The sequence below is a fragment of the Devosia sp. P1_H9 genome (genome assembly GCF_056405135.1).
The window spans coordinates 187,849-209,238 of record NZ_JBFUCQ010000007.1 but is presented as its reverse complement, the minus strand read 5'-3'; the positions used below and the strand labels follow the sequence as shown (position 1 = coordinate 209,238).

Annotated in this window: 19 protein-coding genes; 16 read left to right on the top strand and 3 right to left on the bottom strand. The window is 66.0% G+C overall.

Translation table 11 applies throughout. The features are described from left to right. Positions 1-8 precede the first annotated feature (8 nt). The 4 genes from AC1DYL_RS15865 to murJ all read left to right on the top strand — a co-directional run bounded on the left by AC1DYL_RS15865 (position 9) and on the right by murJ (position 8,874). Positions 9-1,637, top strand: a complete 1,629-nt coding sequence (locus AC1DYL_RS15865; protein WP_477173902.1) for a glycoside hydrolase family 43 protein — start codon at positions 9-11, stop codon at positions 1,635-1,637. 135 nt (positions 1,638-1,772) lie between these two features. After that, positions 1,773-4,448, top strand: coding sequence for a DNA mismatch repair protein MutS (mutS, locus tag AC1DYL_RS15860; protein WP_477173901.1), 2,676 nt, complete (start codon positions 1,773-1,775; stop codon positions 4,446-4,448). Then, complete coding sequence (locus tag AC1DYL_RS15855) at positions 4,429-7,230, top strand: [protein-PII] uridylyltransferase (RefSeq protein ID WP_477173900.1); 2,802 nt, start codon at positions 4,429-4,431, stop codon at positions 7,228-7,230. The genes mutS and AC1DYL_RS15855 overlap by 20 nt, the downstream gene beginning before the upstream one ends. Positions 7,231-7,311: 81 nt before the next feature. Beyond that, entirely contained in the window at positions 7,312-8,874 is a 1,563-nt protein-coding gene (murJ, locus tag AC1DYL_RS15850) for a murein biosynthesis integral membrane protein MurJ (protein ID WP_477173899.1), read from the top strand. Positions 8,875-8,876: 2 nt separating this feature from the next. On the opposite strand, the gene AC1DYL_RS15845 is transcribed toward murJ, so the two are convergent. Further along, positions 8,877-9,446, bottom strand: coding sequence for a helix-turn-helix domain-containing protein (locus tag AC1DYL_RS15845; RefSeq protein ID WP_477173898.1), 570 nt, complete (start codon positions 9,444-9,446; stop codon positions 8,877-8,879). 105 nt (positions 9,447-9,551) lie between these two features. Here AC1DYL_RS15845 and AC1DYL_RS15840 point away from each other — a divergent pair, with 105 nt between their 5' ends. From AC1DYL_RS15840 to AC1DYL_RS15800, 9 genes are all read left to right on the top strand, one after another. Then, positions 9,552-10,739 carry a glycine C-acetyltransferase gene (locus tag AC1DYL_RS15840; protein ID WP_477174001.1) on the top strand — a complete coding sequence of 396 codons (1,188 nt, stop codon included), beginning with the start codon at positions 9,552-9,554 and terminating at the stop codon, positions 10,737-10,739. 38 nt (positions 10,740-10,777) lie between these two features. After that, complete coding sequence (gene tdh / locus AC1DYL_RS15835; RefSeq protein ID WP_477174000.1) at positions 10,778-11,758, top strand: L-threonine 3-dehydrogenase; 981 nt, start codon at positions 10,778-10,780, stop codon at positions 11,756-11,758. Positions 11,759-11,820: 62 nt separating this feature from the next. Continuing rightward, positions 11,821-12,864: a tryptophan--tRNA ligase gene (trpS, locus tag AC1DYL_RS15830; protein ID WP_477173897.1), complete on the top strand. Its 1,044-nt coding sequence runs from the start codon at positions 11,821-11,823 to the stop codon at positions 12,862-12,864. 85 nt (positions 12,865-12,949) lie between these two features. After that, positions 12,950-13,426, top strand: coding sequence for a universal stress protein (locus AC1DYL_RS15825; RefSeq protein ID WP_477173896.1), 477 nt, complete (start codon positions 12,950-12,952; stop codon positions 13,424-13,426). Positions 13,427-13,504: 78 nt separating this feature from the next. After that, a complete protein-coding gene (locus tag AC1DYL_RS15820) occupies positions 13,505-14,062 on the top strand; it encodes a NifU family protein (RefSeq protein ID WP_326867316.1) in 558 nt (185 codons plus the stop codon). Positions 14,063-14,291: 229 nt separating this feature from the next. Further along, a complete protein-coding gene (gene tsaB, locus AC1DYL_RS15815) occupies positions 14,292-14,897 on the top strand; it encodes a tRNA (adenosine(37)-N6)-threonylcarbamoyltransferase complex dimerization subunit type 1 TsaB (protein ID WP_477151666.1) in 606 nt (201 codons plus the stop codon). Next, complete coding sequence (gene rimI / locus AC1DYL_RS15810; protein WP_477173895.1) at positions 14,894-15,370, top strand: ribosomal protein S18-alanine N-acetyltransferase; 477 nt, start codon at positions 14,894-14,896, stop codon at positions 15,368-15,370. The genes tsaB and rimI overlap by 4 nt, the downstream gene beginning before the upstream one ends. A 33-nt stretch (positions 15,371-15,403) precedes the next feature. Further along, the gene (locus tag AC1DYL_RS15805; RefSeq protein WP_477173894.1) at positions 15,404-15,838 is read left to right on the top strand and encodes a Fur family transcriptional regulator; all 435 of its coding nucleotides are present in this window, start codon (positions 15,404-15,406) and stop codon (positions 15,836-15,838) included. Beyond that, positions 15,835-16,635 (top strand): lysophospholipid acyltransferase family protein, encoded by an 801-nt coding sequence (locus tag AC1DYL_RS15800; RefSeq protein WP_477151663.1) that lies wholly within the window; start codon positions 15,835-15,837, stop codon positions 16,633-16,635. Before AC1DYL_RS15805 ends, AC1DYL_RS15800 begins: the two co-directional genes overlap by 4 nt. Before the next feature lie 2 nt (positions 16,636-16,637). Here AC1DYL_RS15800 and AC1DYL_RS15795 read toward each other — a convergent pair whose 3' ends face one another. Then, complete coding sequence (locus tag AC1DYL_RS15795) at positions 16,638-17,009, bottom strand: VOC family protein (RefSeq protein WP_477173893.1); 372 nt, start codon at positions 17,007-17,009, stop codon at positions 16,638-16,640. After that, positions 17,006-18,193, bottom strand: coding sequence for a trans-sulfuration enzyme family protein (locus AC1DYL_RS15790; protein WP_477173892.1), 1,188 nt, complete (start codon positions 18,191-18,193; stop codon positions 17,006-17,008). The genes AC1DYL_RS15795 and AC1DYL_RS15790 overlap by 4 nt, the downstream gene beginning before the upstream one ends. Positions 18,194-18,287: 94 nt before the next feature. Between AC1DYL_RS15790 and miaB the strand changes: the two genes are divergently transcribed. The 3 genes from miaB to ybeY are packed head-to-tail and all read left to right on the top strand — an operon-like array spanning position 18,288 to position 21,235. Next, positions 18,288-19,700 carry a tRNA (N6-isopentenyl adenosine(37)-C2)-methylthiotransferase MiaB gene (gene miaB, locus AC1DYL_RS15785; protein WP_477173891.1) on the top strand — a complete coding sequence of 471 codons (1,413 nt, stop codon included), beginning with the start codon at positions 18,288-18,290 and terminating at the stop codon, positions 19,698-19,700. A gap of 27 nt (positions 19,701-19,727) precedes the next feature. Then, complete coding sequence (locus AC1DYL_RS15780) at positions 19,728-20,762, top strand: PhoH family protein (RefSeq protein WP_477151659.1); 1,035 nt, start codon at positions 19,728-19,730, stop codon at positions 20,760-20,762. Then, entirely contained in the window at positions 20,762-21,235 is a 474-nt protein-coding gene (ybeY, locus tag AC1DYL_RS15775) for an rRNA maturation RNase YbeY (RefSeq protein ID WP_477173890.1), read from the top strand. The genes AC1DYL_RS15780 and ybeY overlap by 1 nt, the downstream gene beginning before the upstream one ends. The last annotated feature ends 155 nt before the right edge of the window (positions 21,236-21,390 follow it).

The window sequence follows — 21,390 nt, the reverse complement described above, 5'->3', positions numbered from 1 at the left end:
CGAGTCACATGCCCACCATCCGCAATCCCATCCTCCCCGGCTTCAACCCCGATCCCTCGATCCTGCGCGTCGGCGAGGATTACTACATCGCCACCTCCACCTTCGAGTGGTACCCGGGCGTGCAGATCCATCATTCCAATGATCTGGCCAACTGGGAGCTGGTCACCCGCCCGCTGACCCGGGCCAGCCAACTCGACATGCGTGGCGATCCGGATTCGTGCGGCATCTGGGCGCCGTGTCTCAGCCATGACGGCGAGCAGTTCTTCCTCATCTACACCGACGTGAAGCGCAAGGACGGCTCGTTCAAGGACGCGCACAACTACCTCGTCACCGCTCCCTCGATCGAAGGCCCGTGGTCCGACCCGGTGTACATGAATTCCTCCGGCTTCGACCCCTCGCTGTTCCACGACACCGACGGCAAGAAGTGGTTCGTCAACATGCTGTGGGACCATAGAACCCGCCCGCTGCTGTTCGCCGGCATCGCGCTGCAGGAATACGACCACGCGCAGAAGAAGCTCGTCGGGCCGATCAAGAACATCTACCAGGGCACCGACCTGAAGCTGGTCGAGGGCCCGCATCTCTACAAGCGCAACGGCAAGGACGGGCAGCCCTGGTACTACCTGCTGACCGCCGAGGGCGGCACCGGCTACGAGCACGCTGTCACCTTCGCCCGCTCGCGCAATATCGATGGGCCGTACGAAACCCACCCGATCCAGCACATTCTCACCGCCAAGGACGCGCCGCTCAACGCCGTGCAGCGGGCCGGCCATGGTGACATCGTGGAGACGCCTGACGGCAAGACCTTCCTCGTCCACCTGATGGGCCGCCCTACCACCCAGAAGCGCCGCTGCGTGCTCGGCCGCGAGACCGGCATCCAGGAGGCCTATTGGGGCGCCGACGACTGGCTGTGGGTGAAGAACGGCCCGGTCCCCTCTCTCGAAGTCGAAATCCCCGGCACCCGCGACGACACCAGCTATTGGGCCGAGCAGCGCTACCAGTTCGACACGCTTCACCAGGATTTCCAGTGGCTTCGCACCCCTGAAACCGAGCGCATCTTCAAGGTCGGCGACAACAAGCTGACCCTCTTCGGCCGCGAGTCGATCGGCAGTTGGTTCGAGCAGGCGCTGGTCGCCCGCCGCCAGACGCACTTCTCCTACGACGCCGAAGTCACCCTCGACTTCTCGCCTGTCGACGAACGCCAGTTCGCCGGCCTTACCGGCTACTACGGCCGCTACAACTTCCACTACCTCACCGTCACCGCGCATTCGGACGGCAAGCGCGAGCTGCTGATCATGAGCTCGCTCGCGTCGCACCCCGACGGCCGGCTTAGCTACCCGGCCGCCCCGGTTCCGCTGCCACAGGACGGCCCGGTGCGTCTCAAGATCGAGATCCGCGGCCCAAAGCTGCAGTTCTTCTACGCCGCAGGCGACGCCAGGGCCGCCGGCAACTGGCAACCGGTCGGCGGCACGCTCGACGCCTCGCTCCTCTCCGACGAATGCGGCGGCCACGCCGAACACGGCAGCTTCACCGGCGCCTTCGTCGGCATGGCGGCATCGGACTTGAACGGGACGGCGAAGGAAGCGGTGTTCTCGGACTTCGTCTACCGGCCGGTGCGGGATCCGAGCGACCGGTACTGACGATCACCAAGTCCGGTGCGGGTACGTGTCCCGCACCGACGGTAAGTGGACTTGGGGAAGCAACCCGCGACTCAGTTGCCCGCCACCCCCAAACCCCCTAACGTCCCGGCCTCCCTGTCTCCGCCGCCGAGCCCGATGGACCAAGCGCCCTATAACGCCCCGAGTGCTGCCGACAGCGCGCCTATCACGCCAATGATGTCGCAGTTCCTCGAGATCAAGGCGGTCAATCCGGGGTACCTGCTGTTCTACCGGATGGGCGATTTCTACGAGATGTTCTTCGAGGACGCCGAGATCGCCAGCCAGGCGCTCGGCATCGTCCTGACCAAGCGCGGCAAGCACCAGGGGCAGGACATCCCGATGTGCGGCGTCCCCATCCACGCCGCACAGGATTACCTGAAGAAGCTCATCGGGCTGGGCCATCGCGTCGCCATCTGCGAGCAGGTAGAAGACCCCGCCGAAGCCAAGAAGCGCGGCTCGAAATCGCCGGTGAAGCGCGACGTCGTCCGCCTCGTCACCCGCGGTACCATCACCGAGGACGACCTCCTCCCCACCCGCGGCTCGGCCTATCTCGCCTCCCTCAGCATGGTCCGCCACGGCGAAACCGATTTCGCCCTCGCCTGGGCCGATGTTTCGACCGGCGAAACCGCGGTGCTCGACGTCTCGGTCCTCGCCCTCGCCGATGAACTCGCCCGCATCGCCCCCGCCGAACTGCTGCTCACCGAAGCAACCCGCACCGCCCTCGCGGATGCCAAGATTCCGCTCCCCGACGCGGCTCTCGTCAGTCTCGACACATCCGCCTTCGACAGCGAACTCGCAGTTAACCGGATCACCGCCGCCTTCCCCTCCGGCGAAGTCGACCCCACCGCTTATTCCCGCGCCGGCCGCGCTGCTCTCGGCGCTCTCCTCGACTACATCAGCGATAGCCAGAAGGGCGTCCCCGTCGCCCTGCGCCCACCCGCCGCGGAGCGCCTCTCCGCCCACATGGCGATCGATGCCGCGACCCGCGTCTCGCTCGAGCTGCTCGAAACCCAGCGCGGCCAGGAAAAGGGCTCGCTCCGCCACGAGATCGACCTCGCGGTCACCCCGCCCGGCTCGCGTCTCCTCGCCCGCCGCCTCGCTGCGCCGCTGCGCGATGCCAACCAGATCAACGCTCGCCACGATGCCGTCGAGTGCCTCGTCGCCGATGGCCTCCTCACCCAGCGCCTGCGCGGCGATCTCAAGTCGGTCCCCGATCTCACCCGCGCCCTCACTCGCCTCGCGCTCGGCCGCGGCGGCCCCCGCGATCTCCGTGCCACCGGCGGCGCCATCGCCGCCGCCATCGCCCTCGCCGATCGCCTCGCCACCCTCGACCGCCCGCCCGCCGAGCTCAAATCCATCGCCGTTCGCCTAGCCGACGCCCCCGCCGCACTGGCGGCCGAGCTCTCCGCCGCCATCGACGACGAACCGCCGCTGCTCGCCCGCGACGGCGGCTTCGTCAAGCGCGGCTACGACGCCGCCCTCGATGCCGAGCGTGCCCTCGCGTCCGAAACCCGCGCCGTCGTCGCCGCCCTCCAGGCCCGCCTGATCGACGAGACCGATGTCCGGTCGCTGAAAATCCGCCACAACGGCGTCCTCGGCTATTTCGTCGAAGTCCCCGCCGGCCATGGCGGGAAGCTCCTCGAGCCGCCGCACCGCGACACCTTCATCCACCGCCAGACCATGGCCAACGCCATGCGTTTCACCACGGCGGAACTGGCCGAGCTCGAAGGCCGCATCGCCAAGGCGCACGACGCGTCCCTCGCCATCGAAGCCACCATCTTCACCCGCCTCGCCGAGGCCGTCGCCGCCGAGAACACGCGGCTCCGGGCGATCGCCGACGCGCTGGCCGAACTCGACGTCGCCGCCGCCCTCGCGCAGCTGGCGATGACCCGCAACTTCTGCCGCCCCACCATCGACGACAGCCTCGCCTTCTACATCGAGGGCGGCCGCCATCCGGTGGTCGAAACCAATGTCCGGGCCCAGCACGAAGTGTTCGTCGAGAACGGCTGCGATTTGACCGGCGGCGCGCTGTGGTTGGTCACCGGCCCCAACATGGGCGGCAAGTCCACCTTCCTGCGCCAGAACGCGCTGATCGCCATCCTCGCGCAGATGGGCAGCTATGTGCCCGCCTCCGCCGCCCACATCGGCGTCGTCGACCGCGTCTTCTCCCGCGTCGGCGCCAGTGACGACATCGGCGGCGGCCGCTCGACCTTCATGGTCGAGATGGTCGAAACCGCGGCCATCCTCAATCGCGCCACGCAGCGCTCCCTCGTCATCCTCGACGAGATCGGCCGCGGGACGGCCACCTTCGATGGTCTGAGCATCGCCTGGGCCGCCGTCGAGGCACTGCACGATCAGACCGGCTGCCGCGCCCTGTTCGCGACGCACTTTCATGAGATGACTGCGCTTTCGAAGACCCTGGCGCGCGTCACCAACCACACCATGAAGGTACGCGAGTGGGAGGGGGAGGTGGTGTTCCTGCACGAAGTCGCCGATGGCGCCGCCGATCGCAGCTACGGCATCCAGGTGGCCAAGCTCGCCGGCCTGCCCGAATCCGTGCTGAGCCGTGCGCGCCAGGTATTGGGCGTCCTCGAACAGCGCTCTTCCGGCGGAAAAGCCGTCGTGCTAGACGATCTGCCGCTCTTTGCGCATCAACCGCCCACCCCGAAGGCGGCCGTTAATCCCATCCATGACATGCTCGATCAGGTACGCCCCGACGACCTTACGCCCCGCGCGGCCATCGACCTGATCTACGAGCTTAAGAAAATCCGCGATGCAGCTCGCCGAAATTGACGCCCGACCGCGAAAACCGGCCTTCCAGCTTACGGCCGCCGACACCATCCTGGGCGAAATCCGCCGGCTGACCGCCGGGCAGGATCCCAAGTCCGCCGCCGCCCGCAGCCTCGTGCTGGCGCATGTGCGCTCCGTCCTCGCCGATGCACGGGTCGGCGCCGAAGCCGAACTGATGGCCACCGGCAAGGGCACCCGCTGCGCCATGAACCTGAGCGCCGCCGAAGACGAGATCATCCGTGCCGTGCACTATTTCGCGGTGCGCGACGTCTACCCGGTCGATAACCCCTCCGGCGCCGAAATGATCTCCATCGCCGCGGTCGGCGGCTATGGTCGCGGCACCCTCGCTCCCGGCTCCGATATCGATCTCTTATTCATCCTCCCCTACAAGCAGACGCCCTGGGGCGAGCAGATCACCGAATACATCCTCTACATGCTGTGGGACCTCGGCCAGAAGGTCGGCCACGCCGTCCGCTCGGTCGACGATTGCATCCGCATGGCCCGCTCCGACATGACCGTACGCACCGCGACGCTGGAAGCCCGCTATTTGACCGGCGACCGCAAGCTCTTCGAAGAGCTGATCCATCGCTTCGAAACCGAAATCATGCCCAAGACCGGGCCCGAGTTCATCGCCGCCAAGATGGCCGAGCGCGACGAACGCCATCGCCAGATGGGCAATACCCGCTACGTCGTCGAGCCCAATATCAAGGACGGCAAGGGCGGTCTTCGCGACCTGCACGCGCTGTTCTGGATCGGCAAGTACTTCTACCGGGTCAAATCCAGCGCCGAGCTGGTCGGCAAGGGCGTGCTGTCAGCCGAAGAGTACCGGTTGTTCCAGCGTGCCGAGGATTTCCTCTGGGCCATCCGCTGTAACCTGCACTTCCTTACCGGCCGCGCCGACGAGAAGCTGACCTTCGACGTGCAGCCCGATCTCGCCGCCCGCCTCGGCTACAGCGATCGCGCTGGCATGCTCGGCGTCGAGCGCTTCATGAAGCGCTATTTCCTCGTCGCGAAAGACGTGGGCGATCTCACCCGCATCTTCTGCACGTCGCTGGAGTTCGATCACGCCAAGCCGCTCGATATGGTCGGGCGCGTGCTCGCCCCGTTCAAGCGCGGCAAGGTGGCGATCAAGGGCGAAACCGATTTCGTCATCGAAGGCGGACGGCTCAATGTCGCCGGGCCCGACGTCTTCCAGAAGGACCCGCGCAACCTCATCAAGGGCTTCATGCTGGCGGGGCGCCACGACGCGCACCTCCATCCCGATGCCATCAAGCTGATCCGGCGTTCGTTCAAGCTGATCGGCCACGACCTGAGGAACGACAAACAGGCCAATACCTGGTTCCTCGAGATCCTCACCGCCCCGACTTATGTCGAGCGCATCCTGCGCCAGATGAACGAGGCCGGCGTGCTCGGCCGCTTCGTGCCTGACTTCGGCAAGATCGTCGCGCTCATGCAGTTCAACATGTACCACCACTACACGGTGGATGAGCACCTGATCCGCGCCGTCGGCGTCATGGCCGACATCGCCAACGGCGGTCTGCGCGAACAGCTGCCGCTGACGCACGAGCTGCTGCCGCATCTCAACGACACGCGCCTCCTCTACGTCGCGTTGTTCCTCCACGATATCGCCAAGGGCCGCCCCGAGGATCACTCGATCGCCGGCGCCCGGATCGCCAAGAAGTTCTGCCCGCGCCTCGGGCTCGACGCGGCCGAAACCGACACCGTCTCCTGGCTGGTCGAACATCACCTGCTGATGAGCGAGATCGCCCAGTCCCGCGATATCCAGGACCCGGAAACCGCCCGCTCCTTCGCGGATGTGGTGCAGTCCCCGCAGCGCCTGGCGCTGCTGATGATCCTCACTGCCTGCGACATCCGCGCCGTGGGCCCCGGCGTCTGGACCGGTTGGAAGGGCTCGCTCCTCCGCTCGCTTTACTACGCCACCGAGCCGCTGCTCTCGGGTGGCCACAGCCAGGTCACCCAGCGCGATCGCATCGAGGCGGCAAAGACCGTGCTCCGCGGTGCGCTTTCGGCCTGGCCCGCGCCCGAAGTCGAGACCTATCTCGGCCGCCACTACGACCACTATTGGCTGCGCGCCGAGCCCGAGCTGCAGGTCGAGCATGCCCGAATGATCCGCGCCGCCGACCAGGCCGGCCAGATGTTCGCCGGCTCGATCCGGGTCAAGTCGTTCGAGTCGATCACCGAGGTATCGTTCTACACCCCCGATCATCCGCGGCTGCTGTCCCTGATCGCCGGCGCCTGCACCATGGCGGACGCCTCGATCATTGGCGCCCAGATCTTCGGCACCCGCGACGGCCGCGCCGTCGACACCTTCCGGCTGCGCCGCTCCTTCACCTCCGACGAGGACGAAAAAGTCCGCGCCACCCGGATCATCGACACCGTCAAGCAATTGCTCCAAGGCAAGCGCCAGGTGCTGATCGATCTCGGCAAGGAAAGCCGCCACAACAAGCGCCTCAAACCCTTCACGCTCCCGGCGCAGGTCGCGGTGTCGAACACCATCTCGGAGAAGTTCACCGTCATCGAGGTCATGGGCCTCGACCGCACTGGCCTCCTCCACCAGCTCACCCGCCAGATCTCAGATCTCAACCTCACCATCGGCTCGGCCCATATCGGCACCTACGGCGAAAAAGCCGTCGACGTCTTCTACGTCACCGACCTCACCGGCCACAAAATCGAGTCCAAAACCCGCCAGAAAAAAATCCACGACGCCCTGCTGGCGGTATTCCAGCCGATCGAGGAGAAGGCCACCAAGGTGGCGAATGGGTAGCCTGGCCGAGGACTCTCGGCCCCGTCGCCTTCTCCCGCAAGGGGAGAAGGCAAAAGAGCCGTCGGTCAGGCGCAACACCCCATGAGCCTCTACCGCAACTTCCTCTCCGTCGGCGGCCTCACCCTCGTTTCCCGCATCTTCGGCTTCGCCCGCGATGCGCTGATGGCGGCAGTCCTCGGCATCTCGCCGGTCTCCGACGCCTTCAACGCCGCGTTCCGCTTCCCCAACCTGTTCCGGCGGCTGTTCGCCGAGGGTGCCTTCAACACCGCCTTCGTCCCAATGTTCTCGACTGCGCTGGAAACAGAAGGCGCCGACGGAGCGAAGGAACTGGCGGGCCGCATCATGAGCTGGTTGGTCGCGGCCATCCTCGTCGTCACCATCCTCGTCGAGATCTTTACCCCCCAGATCATGGTCCTCTTCGTCCCCGGCTTCGTCGGTGACCCCCAGAAGTTCGACCTCACGGTCTTCCTCACCCGGATCATGTTCCCCTATCTCGCCTGCATGTCGCTGATGGCGGCCTATGCGGCGATCCTCAACAGCCTCGGCCGGTTCTTCGCCGCCGCCTTCGCGCCAATCGTCCTCAACATCGTCAATATCGGCGCGCTGATCCCGCTCGCCATCCTGACGCTGGAGGCGCCCGACACCGCATTCTGGGTGGCGATCGCGACCATGCTCGGTGGCGTCGCGCAGCTGGTGCTGGTCTATTGGGCGATCCGCCGCGCTGGGTTCGTGCCGAAGCTCCGCTGGCCGCGTTTCGATGCCGAAGTGCAGCGCTTCTGGGTGCTGGCAGTGCCGGCGATCATCGCGGGCGGCATCACCCAGATCAACATCTTCGTCGGCACCATCATCGCCTCGGGCGCCAACGAGGTGATGTCGATCATCTACAACGCCGATCGCCTCTACCAGCTGCCGCTCGGCATCATCGGCATCGCCATCGGCACGGTGCTGCTGCCCGAGCTCAGCCGCCACCTCGGCGCCGGCCGCGAGCTCGAAGCGCGCCAGAGCCAGAGCCAGTCGCTGTTCCTCTCCATGCTGCTGTCGATGCCGGCCGCCGGCGCACTCATCGCATTGGCCCTGCCGGTGGTCCGCGTACTGTTCGAGCGCGGCGCCTTCGGCGCCATCGACAGCGTCAACGTCTCTCACGCGCTGCTCGCCTTCGCGGTCGGGCTGCCCGCGTTTGTGCTGATCCGCGTGCTGCAGCCGGGATTCTTCTCGCGCAAGGACACCAAGACCCCGACCTGGTTCGCCTTCGTCTCCTTGATCATCAATATCGTGCTGTCGCTGGCGCTGTTCCCGGTGCTGAAGCATGTCGGCATCGCGCTCGCCACCTCGATCGCCGCCTGGGCCAACGTGGTGCTGCTGGCCATCTTCCTCGCCCGCCGCGGCCACTTCACCATCACCGCCGCCGAATGGCGCCAGCAGGGCATGATCCTGCTGCTGACGCTGGTGATGTCCGGCGCGCTGTACGGCCTCGTCGTGCTGCTCGGCCCGGTGTTCGAACCCAGCTACTTCTTCCCGGCCCAAGCGCTGGCGCTGTTCGCCCTCTGCGTCTTCGGGGCGGGGCTGTATTTTGCGCTGGCGCACATCACCAAGATACAACCTCTCGGCGGGCTGCTGCGGCGCCTGCGCCGGCGCAAGGTCTAAGCCTACTCGTACACCACCACCATCAGCGCCCGAGCCGGCTCACGGCCCTCATTCGCAATCTCGTGCTCGACATCCGCCCGATACCGAGCCGTCTCGCCCAAACCCAGCACCTGCTCGCCTAGCGCCGTCTTCACCCGCAGCCCATCCGTCTGCGCCGTCAGGTGCTCGTACGTCCCCACGGCATGCGGCGCACTGTGCAGCCGGCTGCCCGGCGCAATCTCGACCTCGTACCACTCGACCCGTCCCGCCATCGACGTCGGACTCAAAATCCGCAGCCGCCAGTGCCCCTCCGGGCTGTTGATCTCCGGCGTCAGCGGCACCGTCACCACATCCACCGGCGCCGCCCGCCGATGCGCGACGCCGCCGGCGATCAGGTCGGCGAGATCGATCTTCAGCGCCTGCGTCAGCCCCCACAACACCGCGAAGGTCGGGTTCGATTCGCCACGTTCGATCTGCGACAGCATCGAGCGCGACACGCCCGACAACGCCGCCAGCCGCTCCAACGTCAGGTGTCGCGCCTTGCGCTCGCGCTGGATGATCGGGCCGATATCGGGCGCTTCTGTGCTTGCCATGCCGCCTTTATCACCGAGTAGATTGGGCCTGCCAAGCGGAAATTCCGCGCTCACTTGACTATTCGTCCGTTATAGCGGAATTTCCTCCATATCGGAGGAATGACCATGCAGACCGGCTATCTCGATCACTTGAAAACCGTCCTCGCCGACATCGAGGCACAGGGCCTGATGAAGCGCGAGCGACAGATCACCTCGCCGCAGGGCGGCCGGGTAACCGTCGCCGGCCGGCAAATGGTCAACCTCTGCGCCAACAACTATCTCGGCCTCGCCGATCACCCGGCCATATCAGATGCGGCGGCCGAGGCGCTGGAGCAATACGGCTTCGGCATGGCCTCGGTCCGCTTCATCTGCGGCACCCTCGACCTGCATCGCGAACTCGAAACCGCCACCGCCCGCTATCTGGAGAAGGACGACGCGATCCTCTTCGCCGCTTGCTTCGACGCCAACGGCGCGCTGTTCGAGACCCTCCTCACAGAGGACGACGCCATCATCTCCGACAGCCTCAACCACGCCTCGATCATCGACGGAGTACGGTTGTCAAAGGCCAAGCGCTACCGCTTCCAGACCTCCGACATGGACGACCTCGAAATCCAGCTGAAGCAGGCAGTCGCCGACAACGCCCGTTTCCGCCTGATCGTCACCGACGGCGTGTTCTCGATGGATGGCTATGTCGCCAAACTCCCCGAGATCCGCGCGCTGGCGGACAAGTATGGTGCCATAGTTGCCGTCGACGATTGCCACGCCACCGGTCATCTCGGCCCCGAGGGTCGCGGCACGGGGGCGTTGACCGGCGCCGAGCCCGACATCATCACCGGCACTTTCGGCAAGACCCTGGGCGGCGCCATGGGCGGCTTCATCACCGGCCCGCAGCCTGTCATCGATCTGCTGCGCCAGCGCGCGCGGCCGTACCTCTTCTCCAACGCCCTCGCCCCCGCGGTGACGGCGGGTTCGCTCAAGGCGATCGAGATCGCCCGGCAGGCCGGCGACCTTCGGCAGAAGCTGGCAGCCAACACCCGTACTTTCCGCAGCCGATTGACGGACCTTGGCTACGATCTGCTGCCCGGCCAGACCCCGATCATCCCCGTGATGCTCGGCGAAGCCACTCTCGCGCAGAACCTCGCCGCCGCCCTCGACAAGCGCGGCGTCTACGTCGCAGGCTTCTTTTATCCCGTTGTTCCCAAAGGCAAAGCCCGCATCCGCACGCAGATGTCCGCCGCCCTCGACACCGCCGATATCGACTTCGCCGTCGCTGCCTTCGGAGAAGCCGGCCGCGAACTGGGGATCATCTCGTGAAAGCCCTCGTCAAAGCCAAGCGCGAGCCCGGAATCTGGATGGAGGACCGCCCGGTCCCGGACATCGGCCCCGAAGATGTGCTTGTAAGGGTTCATAAAACCGGCATTTGCGGCACCGACATCCACATCTACAACTGGGACGAGTGGGCGCAGAAGACCATCCCCGTCCCGATGATCACCGGCCACGAATACTCCGGCGAGATCGCCGCCATCGGCGGCGATGTCCGCAACCTCAAGGTCGGCCAGCGCGTCTCCGGCGAAGGCCACGTTGTCGGCATGAAAAGCCGCGCCAGCCGCGCCGGCAAATTCCATCTCGACCCCGACACCAAGGGGATTGGCGTGAACCTGCCCGGGGCCTTCGCCGAGTTCGTGAAGATCCCCGCCTTCAACATCATCCCGCTGCCCGACGCCATCGACGATGAGATGGGCGCCATCCTCGATCCGCTCGGCAACGCCGTCCACACCGCCCTCGCCTTCGACATCGTCGGAGAGGACGTGCTGGTCACCGGTGCCGGCCCGATCGGCATCATGGGTGCCGCCGTCGCCCGCCATGTCGGGGCGCGACACGTGGTCATCACCGACGTGAACCCGGAGCGCTTGGCGTTGGCTACGGAAGTCGCCGACGTGGTGCCGGTCAACATCACCACCCAGGACCTTCGCGACGTGATGGACAAGCTCGGCTTGAAGGAGGGTTTCGACGTCGGCCTCGAAATGAGCGGCGCCCCTGCGGCGCTCGACCAGATGATCGACCACATGGTGATGGGCGGCCGTATTGCGCTGCTCGGCGTGCCGGCCCGGCCGTTCATTTTCGATCTCGGCAAGATCGTCTTCCGCATGATCACGCTGCGCGGCATCTACGGCCGCGAGATGTTCGAGACCTGGCACAAGATGCTGGCCATGCTCGAGTCGGGGCTCGATGTCCGCAAGGTCATCACCCGCCGGATGAGCGCCGACGACTATGCCGAGGCGTTCAAGCTGGCGGCCGGCGGTGAGAAGGGCAAGATCGTCCTCGAGTGGTAGGTGGCTTGCGCGCGGGGGCGCTCATCGGCGATAAGCCCAGCCTCACACTGGATTTATCGGTCATGGCTTTCACTCCGCGCGTCTTTTCCGGCATCAAGCCGTCCGGCGACCTGCATCTCGGCAACTACCTGGGGGCTATCCGGCGCTTCGTGCCGCTGCAGGAAACGCACGAGACGATCTACTGCGTCGTCGACATGCACGCGATCACGGTGTGGCAGGACCCCGAGGACTTGCGCCGCTGGACCTACGAGATTGCCGCGGCCTACATCGCGGCGGGGCTCGATCCGAACAAGTCGATCATCTTCAACCAGAGCCAGGTGGTCGAGCATGCCGAGCTCGCCTGGATATTCAACTGCGTGGCGCGCGTCGGCTGGATGACGCGCATGACCCAGTTCAAGGACAAGGCTGGCGCCGAGGGTGGCGAGAACTCCGAAGCCGTCTCGCTCGGGCTGTTCGCCTATCCCTCGCTGATGGCGGCCGACATCCTGCTCTACAAGGCGACAGCCGTGCCGGTGGGCGATGACCAGCGCCAGCACCTCGAGCTGACGCGCGATATCGCCAAGAAATTCAACCACGATTTCAAGAAGCAGATCAAAGGCCTGGGCGTGAAGGACGACTTCTTCCCCTTGACCGAGACGCTCTCCACTGGCCCCGCGATGCGCGTCATGTCGCTCAAGGACGGCAGGAAGAAGATGTCGAAGTCGGACAGCTCCGACATGTCGACCATCTACATGATGGATGACGCCGACACGATTGCGAAGAAGATCAAGCGCGCCACCACCGACGCCGATGCGCTCCCGACCGAGGCCGCGGGCCTCGCCGGCCGGGCCGAGGCCGAGAACCTCGTCGCCATCTACGCCGCGCTCTCCGATACCTCAGTCGATGGCGTGCTGGCCGAGTTCGGCGGTTCCGGCTGGGGCAAGTTCAAGCCGGCGCTCGCCGATCTCGCGGTATCGGTGCTCTCGCCGATCGCCACCGAGATGAAGCGGCTGGTCGCCGACCGGGGCGAGATGGACCAGATCCTCCGCCGCAACGCCGATCGCGCCCGCGCCATCGCCGTGCCGATCATGGACGACGTGCGCAAGATCGTCGGCTTCGTCCGCTGATCTCGCACACCGCTTGCGGCCCCGCCGCGCATTTGGAACAATGCCGCATCTTCCGAGCTGAAGGTGCGGCGCTTTGGCTGACAGCATGAGCGAATACAAGCGCAAGTTTCTCGTCGTCATCGACGAGAGCAAGGAAGCCGATCGCGCCATTACCTTCGCCGCCAACCGGGTGAAGCGCACCGGCGGCACGGTGGTGCTGCTCTCGGTCATCGACAGCCAGGATTTCACCCAGTTCCTCGGCGTCGAGGAAGTGATGCGTGCCGAGGCCCGCGAGGAAGCCGAGCGCATGCTCGACGCCAAGCGCGCCCGCATCGGCCAGATCGGCGAGGGCATCCGCACCGAGACGGTGATCCGCGAGGGCGACCTCATCAGCGAGATCGAACGGCTGGTCGCCGAAGATCCCGGTATCGCCATCCTGGTGATCGCGGCGGCCGGCGGCAAGGAAGGCCCCGGGCCGCTGGTCAGCGCCTTTGCCACCCGCGCCGGCCAGGCCGCCCTGCCGGTGATCGTCACCATCATCCCCGGCACCATGACCGACGAGCAGATCGTCGCGGTGACCTGACGCGCCGCGCCAAGGCCTTGCGTTTCGGGCTCCAAAACACTACTTTGGAATTGTTCTAACACGAGTCCAAAACGCCCGATGTTCATCCAGACCGAAGCGACGCCGAACCCGGCGACCCTGAAATTCCTGCCCGGCCGTGATGTGCTGGTCGGTGAACCGCGCGATTTCCGTCAGGCCGAATCGGCGGCGATTTCGCCGCTGGCCGCCGCCCTGTTCGACGTCCCCGGCGTCGAGGGCGTGTTCCTCGGTTCCGACTTCATCTCGGTGACCAAGGATACGGCCGAGTGGAGCCACATCAAGCCGGCGATCCTCGGCGTGATCATGGAGCACTTCCTCTCCGGCAAGCCCGTGCTCGCCGACGGCACCGCCGAAGTGGTGGCCGGCGAAGAGTTCTTCGAGGAGGGCGATGCCGAGACCGTCGAGGTGATCAAGGAGCTGCTCGCCACCCGCGTGCGTCCGGCGGTCGCCATGGATGGCGGCGACATCACCTTCAAGGGCTTCAAGGAGGGCACCGTGTTCCTCCACATGCAGGGCGCGTGCTCGGGCTGCCCGTCCTCGACCGCGACGCTGAAGTCCGGCATCGAGAACCTGCTCCGCCACTTCGTCCCCGGCGTCGAGGCCGTGCAGCAGGTCTGAGCCTCGGCTCAGCGGTAGAGTTTCCGATCGCCCGGCCCCCATGCCGGGCGATTTGCTTTTGAGGCACTCGTTCCGCCACTTACCGGATGTCATCCCTCCGGAAGCAGGGACCCAACTCACATCCTGCGTCCGCTGCCGCTTGAGTCCCAGCTTTCGCTGGGATGACATCGAGTGTGGGGAGAGGTCCGATGGTGATGACAATCCCTGCGCCAACCCCTATCTCTCCGACATGTCCAGCGTCCTTCTCGCCATCGATACCGCCGCGCCGCGCCTGCAACTGGCGCTGCTACTGGGCGAGCGCGCCGATGCGCTGGTCGAGGACATGGCGCAGGGGCAGGCCGAGCGCATCTTTCCCGCGATCGACGAACTGCTGGCGCGCAATAGCGTCGCGTACAAAGACCTCACCCGGATCGCTGTCACCACCGGCCCGGGCTCGTTCACCGGACTCCGCATCGGGCTGAGCGCCGCGCGCGGGCTTGGACTGGCGCTGAGCATCCCCGTCATCGGCGTGCCCTCACTGCTGGCGCTATCGCTCGGCACCCAATGCGACGCCACCGCCGTGCTGCTCGATGCGCGGCGCGATGAGGCGTATTTCCAGTTGTTCAGCGGCCCGGGTATCCCCGTCGGCGAGCCGCAGCTGCTGCCGATGGACGAGGCGCGTCGACGCGTCCCGCCCGGCGCCGCCCTCGTCACCTCGCCGCTGGTCGATATCGCAGCGCTGGCGCGTTTCGCCGCCACCGTCGATCCCGGCAACTATCCACCCGAAGCGGCCTATGTTCGCGATGCCGATGCCAAGCCGCAGGAAAAGTTCCGCGTTGCGAGGGTCGGGCAATGAACTTCTGGCTCTCGCCCACCACCCTCCATGTCGAGCCGGCCCGTGGCGGCGATGCGGAGACGATCGCGCGGCTCCACGCCGAGGGGTTCTATCGCGGCTGGACGCGGGAAGAATTCGCCGCCTATGTCGCCGGCAAGGACACGCCGGTCTACGTCGCTTGCGACAGCCGGCGCCGCATTGCCGGGTTCGCCATGCTGCGGCACCTGGGCGAGGAGGTGGAACTCATCTCCATCGCCGTTGATCGCAAGTGGCGGAACAAGGGCGTCGGCCTGATGCTGATGCGGGCCCTGTTCGACGCCGTGCTGATGAGCCCCGCCAAGCGCATGCTGCTCGAGGTGGCGGCCGACAATACTCCAGCATTGAAGCTCTACGGAAAGCTGGGCTTTCAGAAGGTTGGCGAGCGCAAGGGCTACTATCCCCGTCCGGACGGCACGCCCGCTACCGCTATTGTCATGGCGCGCGATCTTGGCTAACCCGGTTCCAGCAGTTGTAACGGGGGACGCCCGATGAGCAAACCCGGCATTCAAACTCTCGAAGAGCAGTGCGCCCAGAAGGGCATGCGGATGACCGACCAGCGCCGCGTCATCGCGCAGGTGATCGAGCAGGCGGTCGACCATCCCGATGTCGAGGAGCTCTATCGCCGCGCCAGCGCCATCGACGCGCGCATTTCGCTCTCCACCGTCTACCGGACGCTGAACCTGTTCGAGGAATCCGGGCTCGTCACCAAGCACGATTTCAAGGACGGCCGGGCGCGTTTCGAGCTGATCCCCGACGAGCACCACGACCACCTGATCGATATCCGCTCGGGCAAGGTGATCGAGTTCCGCAACGAAGAGATCGAAGCCATCCAGGAGGTCATCGCCAAGCGGCTCGGCTACCGGCTGGTCGACCATCGGCTGGAGCTCTATGCTGTGCCGCTCAAGCCGGACGAGGCCAAATGATCCTCCGCAGCCTGTTTTTCATCTTCTGCTACGTGCCGTTCCTCATCGTGTTCGTGCCGTTGCAGTTCCTCGTCTCGCGCAGCCCATGGTTCAACAACCGGATTCCGCGCTGGTTTCATTGGTTCGGCTGCACCTTCCTCGGCATGAAGGTGAAGGTGATCGGCGAGCCCTCGCACGACCGCGCCACGCTGATCGTTTCCAACCACGTCTCGTGGACCGACATCATCGCGGTCGGCTCCAAGGCCGACGTCACGTTCGTTGCCAAGTCCGAGATCCAGAAATGGTTCTTTGTCGGCTTCATGGCCTCGCTGCAGCGCACGCTCTACGTCGATCGCAAGAAGCGCAGTGACGCCAAGCGGGTGAGCGAGGAGATGGGCAAGCGCATGGCCTCGGGTGGCGCCGTGCTCCTGTTCGCCGAGGGCCAGTCCGACATCGGCACCCACGTGCTGCCGTTCCGCTCGGCGCTGATCGGCGCCGCGCAGCACGCCATGGAAGATGCTGGCGCCGGCGAAGTGATGATCCAGCCGCTGACCATCGCCTATACGAAGCTCCAGGGCCTGCCGGTCGGCCGCACGGACCGCTCGTTCATCGCCTGGATCAAGTCCAAGTCGGTGAAGCAGAACATCAAGGAAATCCTGACCGGCGGCACCCGCGAGGTCACCCTCGCCTTCGGCACGCCGCGTCCGCTCAGCGCCGGCACCAACCGCAAGGAACTGGCCAAGCAGACCGAGAACGAAGTTCGCCGCATGCTCGTGGCGCTGAACCGCGGCACGCCGCTGCCGGTGGCGGCGGAGTAGGTTCAGTCCACCAGGCAGAAGTGGTTGCCCTCGGGGTCGGCCAGCACGGTGTAGCCGTCGGCTTCCCGCACCACGCCGGCACCGAGGCCAATGAGGCGGGCGCGTTCCGCGGCGCGGTCGGTCACCTTCACGTCGAGATGGATGCGGCCCTGGACCCGGCCGCGTTCGATCTCGCGGAAGCAGAGCGTCGGGCCGGGGCCGTCGACCATCACCACCGGATCGGTGTCCCGGGTGAGGCCGAGCGCCGCGAGGCGGGCGATCTCCTCGTCGTCATAGGCGCGCACCGCGTAGCCGGTCAGGACTTGAGCCCAAAACCGGGCAAGGGGTGCAGCGCGTTTGCAATCGAAGACGATCTCCTTCAGCAACCCGCTCATCCCAGTGCGCTCTCGAAATCGGCGATGATCGTATCGGCATCCTCGATGCCGACCGAGACCCGGAACACGCCTTCGCCGGCCCAGTCGCGGTAACTCCGCTCGTCGGTGATGGCGAAGGACGAGCGCAGGATGTCCTCGGTGGGGATGTAGAAGCACAGCGACTTGGTCTTGCCCAGCGACACCGCGTAGCTGACGAGTTCCAATCGCTCCGCCAGTTGCCGGGCCATGCCGGCGCTATCCGACTTCACCGAAAAGCTCAGCAGCCCGGAGAAATTGCGCATTTGCCGGCGCGCCAGTTCCGCCTGCTCGTGGCTTGCGAGGCCGGGCCACAGTACCCGGCGCACCTTCGGGTGCTGCTCCAGCCACTCTGCCACCGCCCGTGCGTTTGCCTGGTGCTTCTCCATCCGGAGGCCGAGCGTCTCGATGCCGCGCAGGATCAGGTAGGCCGAGAACGGCGACAGCACCGCACCGTGGTGGATCAGCACGTCCTTGCGCAGCGCGCCGATACGATCGGCCCGGCCGATCAGCGCACCGCCCAGCGCGTCGCCGTGACCGCAGAGGTACTTGGTCAGCGAGTGGCAGACGTAGTCGGCGCCGAGCGCGATCGGGTTGGTGCCGACCGGCGTGGCGATGGTCGAATCCACCGACAGTTCGGCGCCCCCGGCGTGGGCAATCTTCGCTACGGCCGCGATATCCGTGAGCTTGAGGATGGGGTTGGCCGGCGTTTCGACATGCACCAGCCGGGTGTTCGGCCGCATCGCCGCCGCGACGTTCTGCGGGTCCGAGCTGTCGGCGAACGACACCGCAACCCCCTGTCGCGGCAGGGCGTGGCGCGCATACTCGGCGACGCCGGCATAGCAGACGTCCGACAGCACCAGATGGTCGCCCGCCTTGAGCGTCCCGGCAAACAGCCCGGTGATTGCCGCCATGCCGGAGGCAAAGCTCAGTGCCGCTTCGCCGCCCTCGAGCAGCGCCAGGCGCTTCTCCAGCAGCTCCAGCGTCGGATTGCTCCAGCGGGTGTAGAAATGCGGGGCGTCGGCCTGGAGGTCCGAGGCGGAGAAGCCAACGGCGTCCGGATGGGTGAAGTAGGTCGTGGACAGCACCGGTGCCGGCGCCAGCGGCTCGCCGACGACGCGGGCGCCGTCGCCGCCATGCAGGGCGAGAGTATCGAGGTTCTTGGTCATGGGCGTTCTCCAGGCCGCGGAGGTTGCCCCAATCGGGCGTCTGCTGCCACCCCGGCTTTTGCACTCCCCGCCACTTCGGTGTATTCAGCCGCCCATGACCGAGCACACGCCCAAGAAGCTGTTCATCAAGACCTACGGGTGCCAGATGAACGTCTACGATTCCGACCGCATGGCGGATGCCTTGGCGCCGCACGGCTACGAGCCGGTGCAGGTGATGGAGGACGCCGACCTGGTCGTCCTCAACACCTGCCACATCCGCGAAAAGGCCTCGGAGAAAGTGTTCTCGGAACTCGGCCGGCTGCGCGACCTGCGCGAGGAGCGCCGGGCCAACGGCCAGGACCTGATGATCGGCGTCGCCGGGTGCGTGGCGCAGGCCGAGGGCGACGAGATCGTGCGCCGGGCACCGGCCGTCGACCTGGTGTTCGGCCCGCAATCCTATCACCGCCTGCCCCAGCTGATCGCCCGCGCCCATAATGGCGCCAAGGTGGTCGACACCGACTTCCCCGAGGAGGACAAGTTCGAGCATCTGCCGGCGGCGAAGAAGGAAGTCACGCTGGCGCGTGGGCTCACCGCCTTCCTCACCGTGCAGGAAGGTTGCGATAAATTCTGCTCGTTCTGCGTGGTGCCCTACACTCGTGGCAGCGAAGTTTCGCGCCCGGTCGAGCAGGTGCTGCGCGAGGCGCAGAACCTTGCCGAAGCCGGCGTGCGCGAGCTGACGCTGCTCGGCCAGAACGTCAACGCGTATCACGGCCTTGATGCCAAGGGCCGCAGCGTCGGCCTCGGTGAGCTCTGCTATCGCCTGTCGCTGATCCCGGGTATCGCCCGCATCCGCTACACCACCTCGCACCCCCTCGACATGACCGACGAGCTGCTCGAGGCGCATCGCGACCTCGATGCACTGATGCCTTACCTGCATCTGCCGATCCAGTCCGGGTCCGACCGCATCCTCAAGGCGATGAACCGCCGCCACACCCGGGCCGAGTACATGCGCGTCATCGAGCGCATCAAGGCGGCGCGCCCCGACATGGCGCTGTCAGGCGACTTCATCGTCGGCTTCCCCGGTGAGACCGATGCCGATTTCGAACAGACCATGCAGGTCGTCAGGGATGTCGGCTATGCGTCCGCCTACACGTTCAAGTACTCGATCCGTCCCGGCACGCCCGGTGCGACGATGGAGAACCAGGTCGCCGAAGCAAAAAAGACCGAGCGCCTGCAGCGCCTCAACGACCAGATCAACACGCAGATGCACGCGTTTCATCAGTCCGTTGTCGGTCGCACCCTGCCGGTGCTGATCGAGAAGGCCGGCCGCCAGCCCGGCCAGATCGGCGGCCGCTCGCCCTACCTGCAGGCGGTGCACATGGAAGGCGCGACCCGGCTGATCGGACAGATCATTCCGGTGGAGATAGTCGCAGCCCGGAATAATTCCCTCATTGGCAAGATTGTCACAGTTGCGGAACCGAATCCTGCTAGCGTTATTGAGTCTCGAGCCACCGCGGCCCATATCTGAGGCTGCCATTACGGAGCTACCAGAGATTTGAGCAGGCATTTGCCCCCGTCTTCCGACCACGGCCCATCCTCCCAGCTTGAACTCGCCTTCGAAGACAACAAGCTCGCCGCGCAACTCTACGGCGATTTCGACCAGCATCTTGCCCTGATCGAGCAGCGCTTGTCCGTGCAGGCGACGCCGCGGGGTAACCACGTCATGCTGAAGGGCGGCGCGACCTCCGTCGATCAGGCGCGACGCGTCCTCGAGTCGCTTTACGAGCAACTCGAAGAAGGCGGGCCAATCGAGGTTTCAACCGTCGACGGCGTCATCCGGATGATCGAGACCGAGGACAGCCAGCTGAGCCTGCCCACGCTCGAGAAGAAGGGCAGGGTGCGCATGGCGCAGATCGCGACCCGCAAGGCGACCATCGTTGCCCGCACCCCGGCGCAGGATGCCTACATGCGCGCCATGGACCGCTCCGAGCTGGTGTTCGGCGTCGGTCCGGCGGGTACCGGCAAGACCTATCTCGCCGTTGCTCACGCCGCGACGCTGCTCGAGCGCGGCGATATCAACCGCATCATCCTGTCACGCCCGGCCGTCGAAGCCGGCGAGCGCCTCGGGTTCCTCCCGGGCGACATGAAGGACAAGGTCGATCCGTACCTCCGTCCGCTCTACGACGCGCTTTACGACATGATGCGGCCCGAGCATGTGGAACGCTGCATCACCTCGGGCATCATCGAAGTAGCGCCGCTCGCCTTCATGCGTGGCCGCACGCTGGCCAACGCCGTGGTCATCCTCGACGAGGCGCAGAATACCACCTCGATGCAGATGAAGATGTTCCTGACCCGTCTGGGCGAGAACTCGAAGATGATCGTGACGGGCGACCCGACCCAGGTCGACCTGCCGCGTGGCGAAAAGTCGGGCCTGATCGAGGCGGTATCGCTGCTCGACGGCATCGAGGGCGTGCATATCTCGCGCTTCAACGACAAGGACGTGGTACGTCACGCGCTGGTTGGCCGGATCGTCCGCGCCTACGAGGCCGACACCGCCCGCCGGCTGGCCGAGAACAACACGAAGGCCTGATGCAAGCCCCATTATCAATCGCCTTCGCGGTCAACGCGGAGGGCTGGCCCGAAGACCTCGAGGCCATCGCCGAAACCGCTATCCGCGAAGCGCTGAAGCAGTCGGAGGCCAAGGTCGCCGGCGTGGCCGAGGTGTCGGTGGTGCTCACCGACGACGCCGAGCAGCGCGAGCTGAACCATCAGTGGCGCGGCTTCGACAAATCCACCAACGTGCTGAGCTTCCCGCAGATCGAGCCGTTCGGTCCGGTCGCTGGATTGCTCGGCGACATCACGCTGGCGCGCGAGACGGTGGAGCGAGAGGCGGCCGAGATGGGCATCACCTTCGAGGCCCACTTCACCCACCTCGTGGTGCATGGCTTCCTGCACCTTCTGGGCTACGACCACATCGAGGAAGAGGACGCCGAGGAGATGGAGGGGCTCGAAACCAAGATCCTCGCGACCCTCGGCATTGCCGATCCCTACGCCGATAGCTAAATTACACCCTCCGATGAATTGAAGGCCGCACCTGGCCATACCCGATGAACGACTCAGACAGTCCGTCCGCGCCGCCCAAGAAACCGGCGCCTGCCAAATCCAACGGCGAACCTCCTTCTAGTCCCGCCCCCGCGGCCACGTGGGGGCAACGTCTG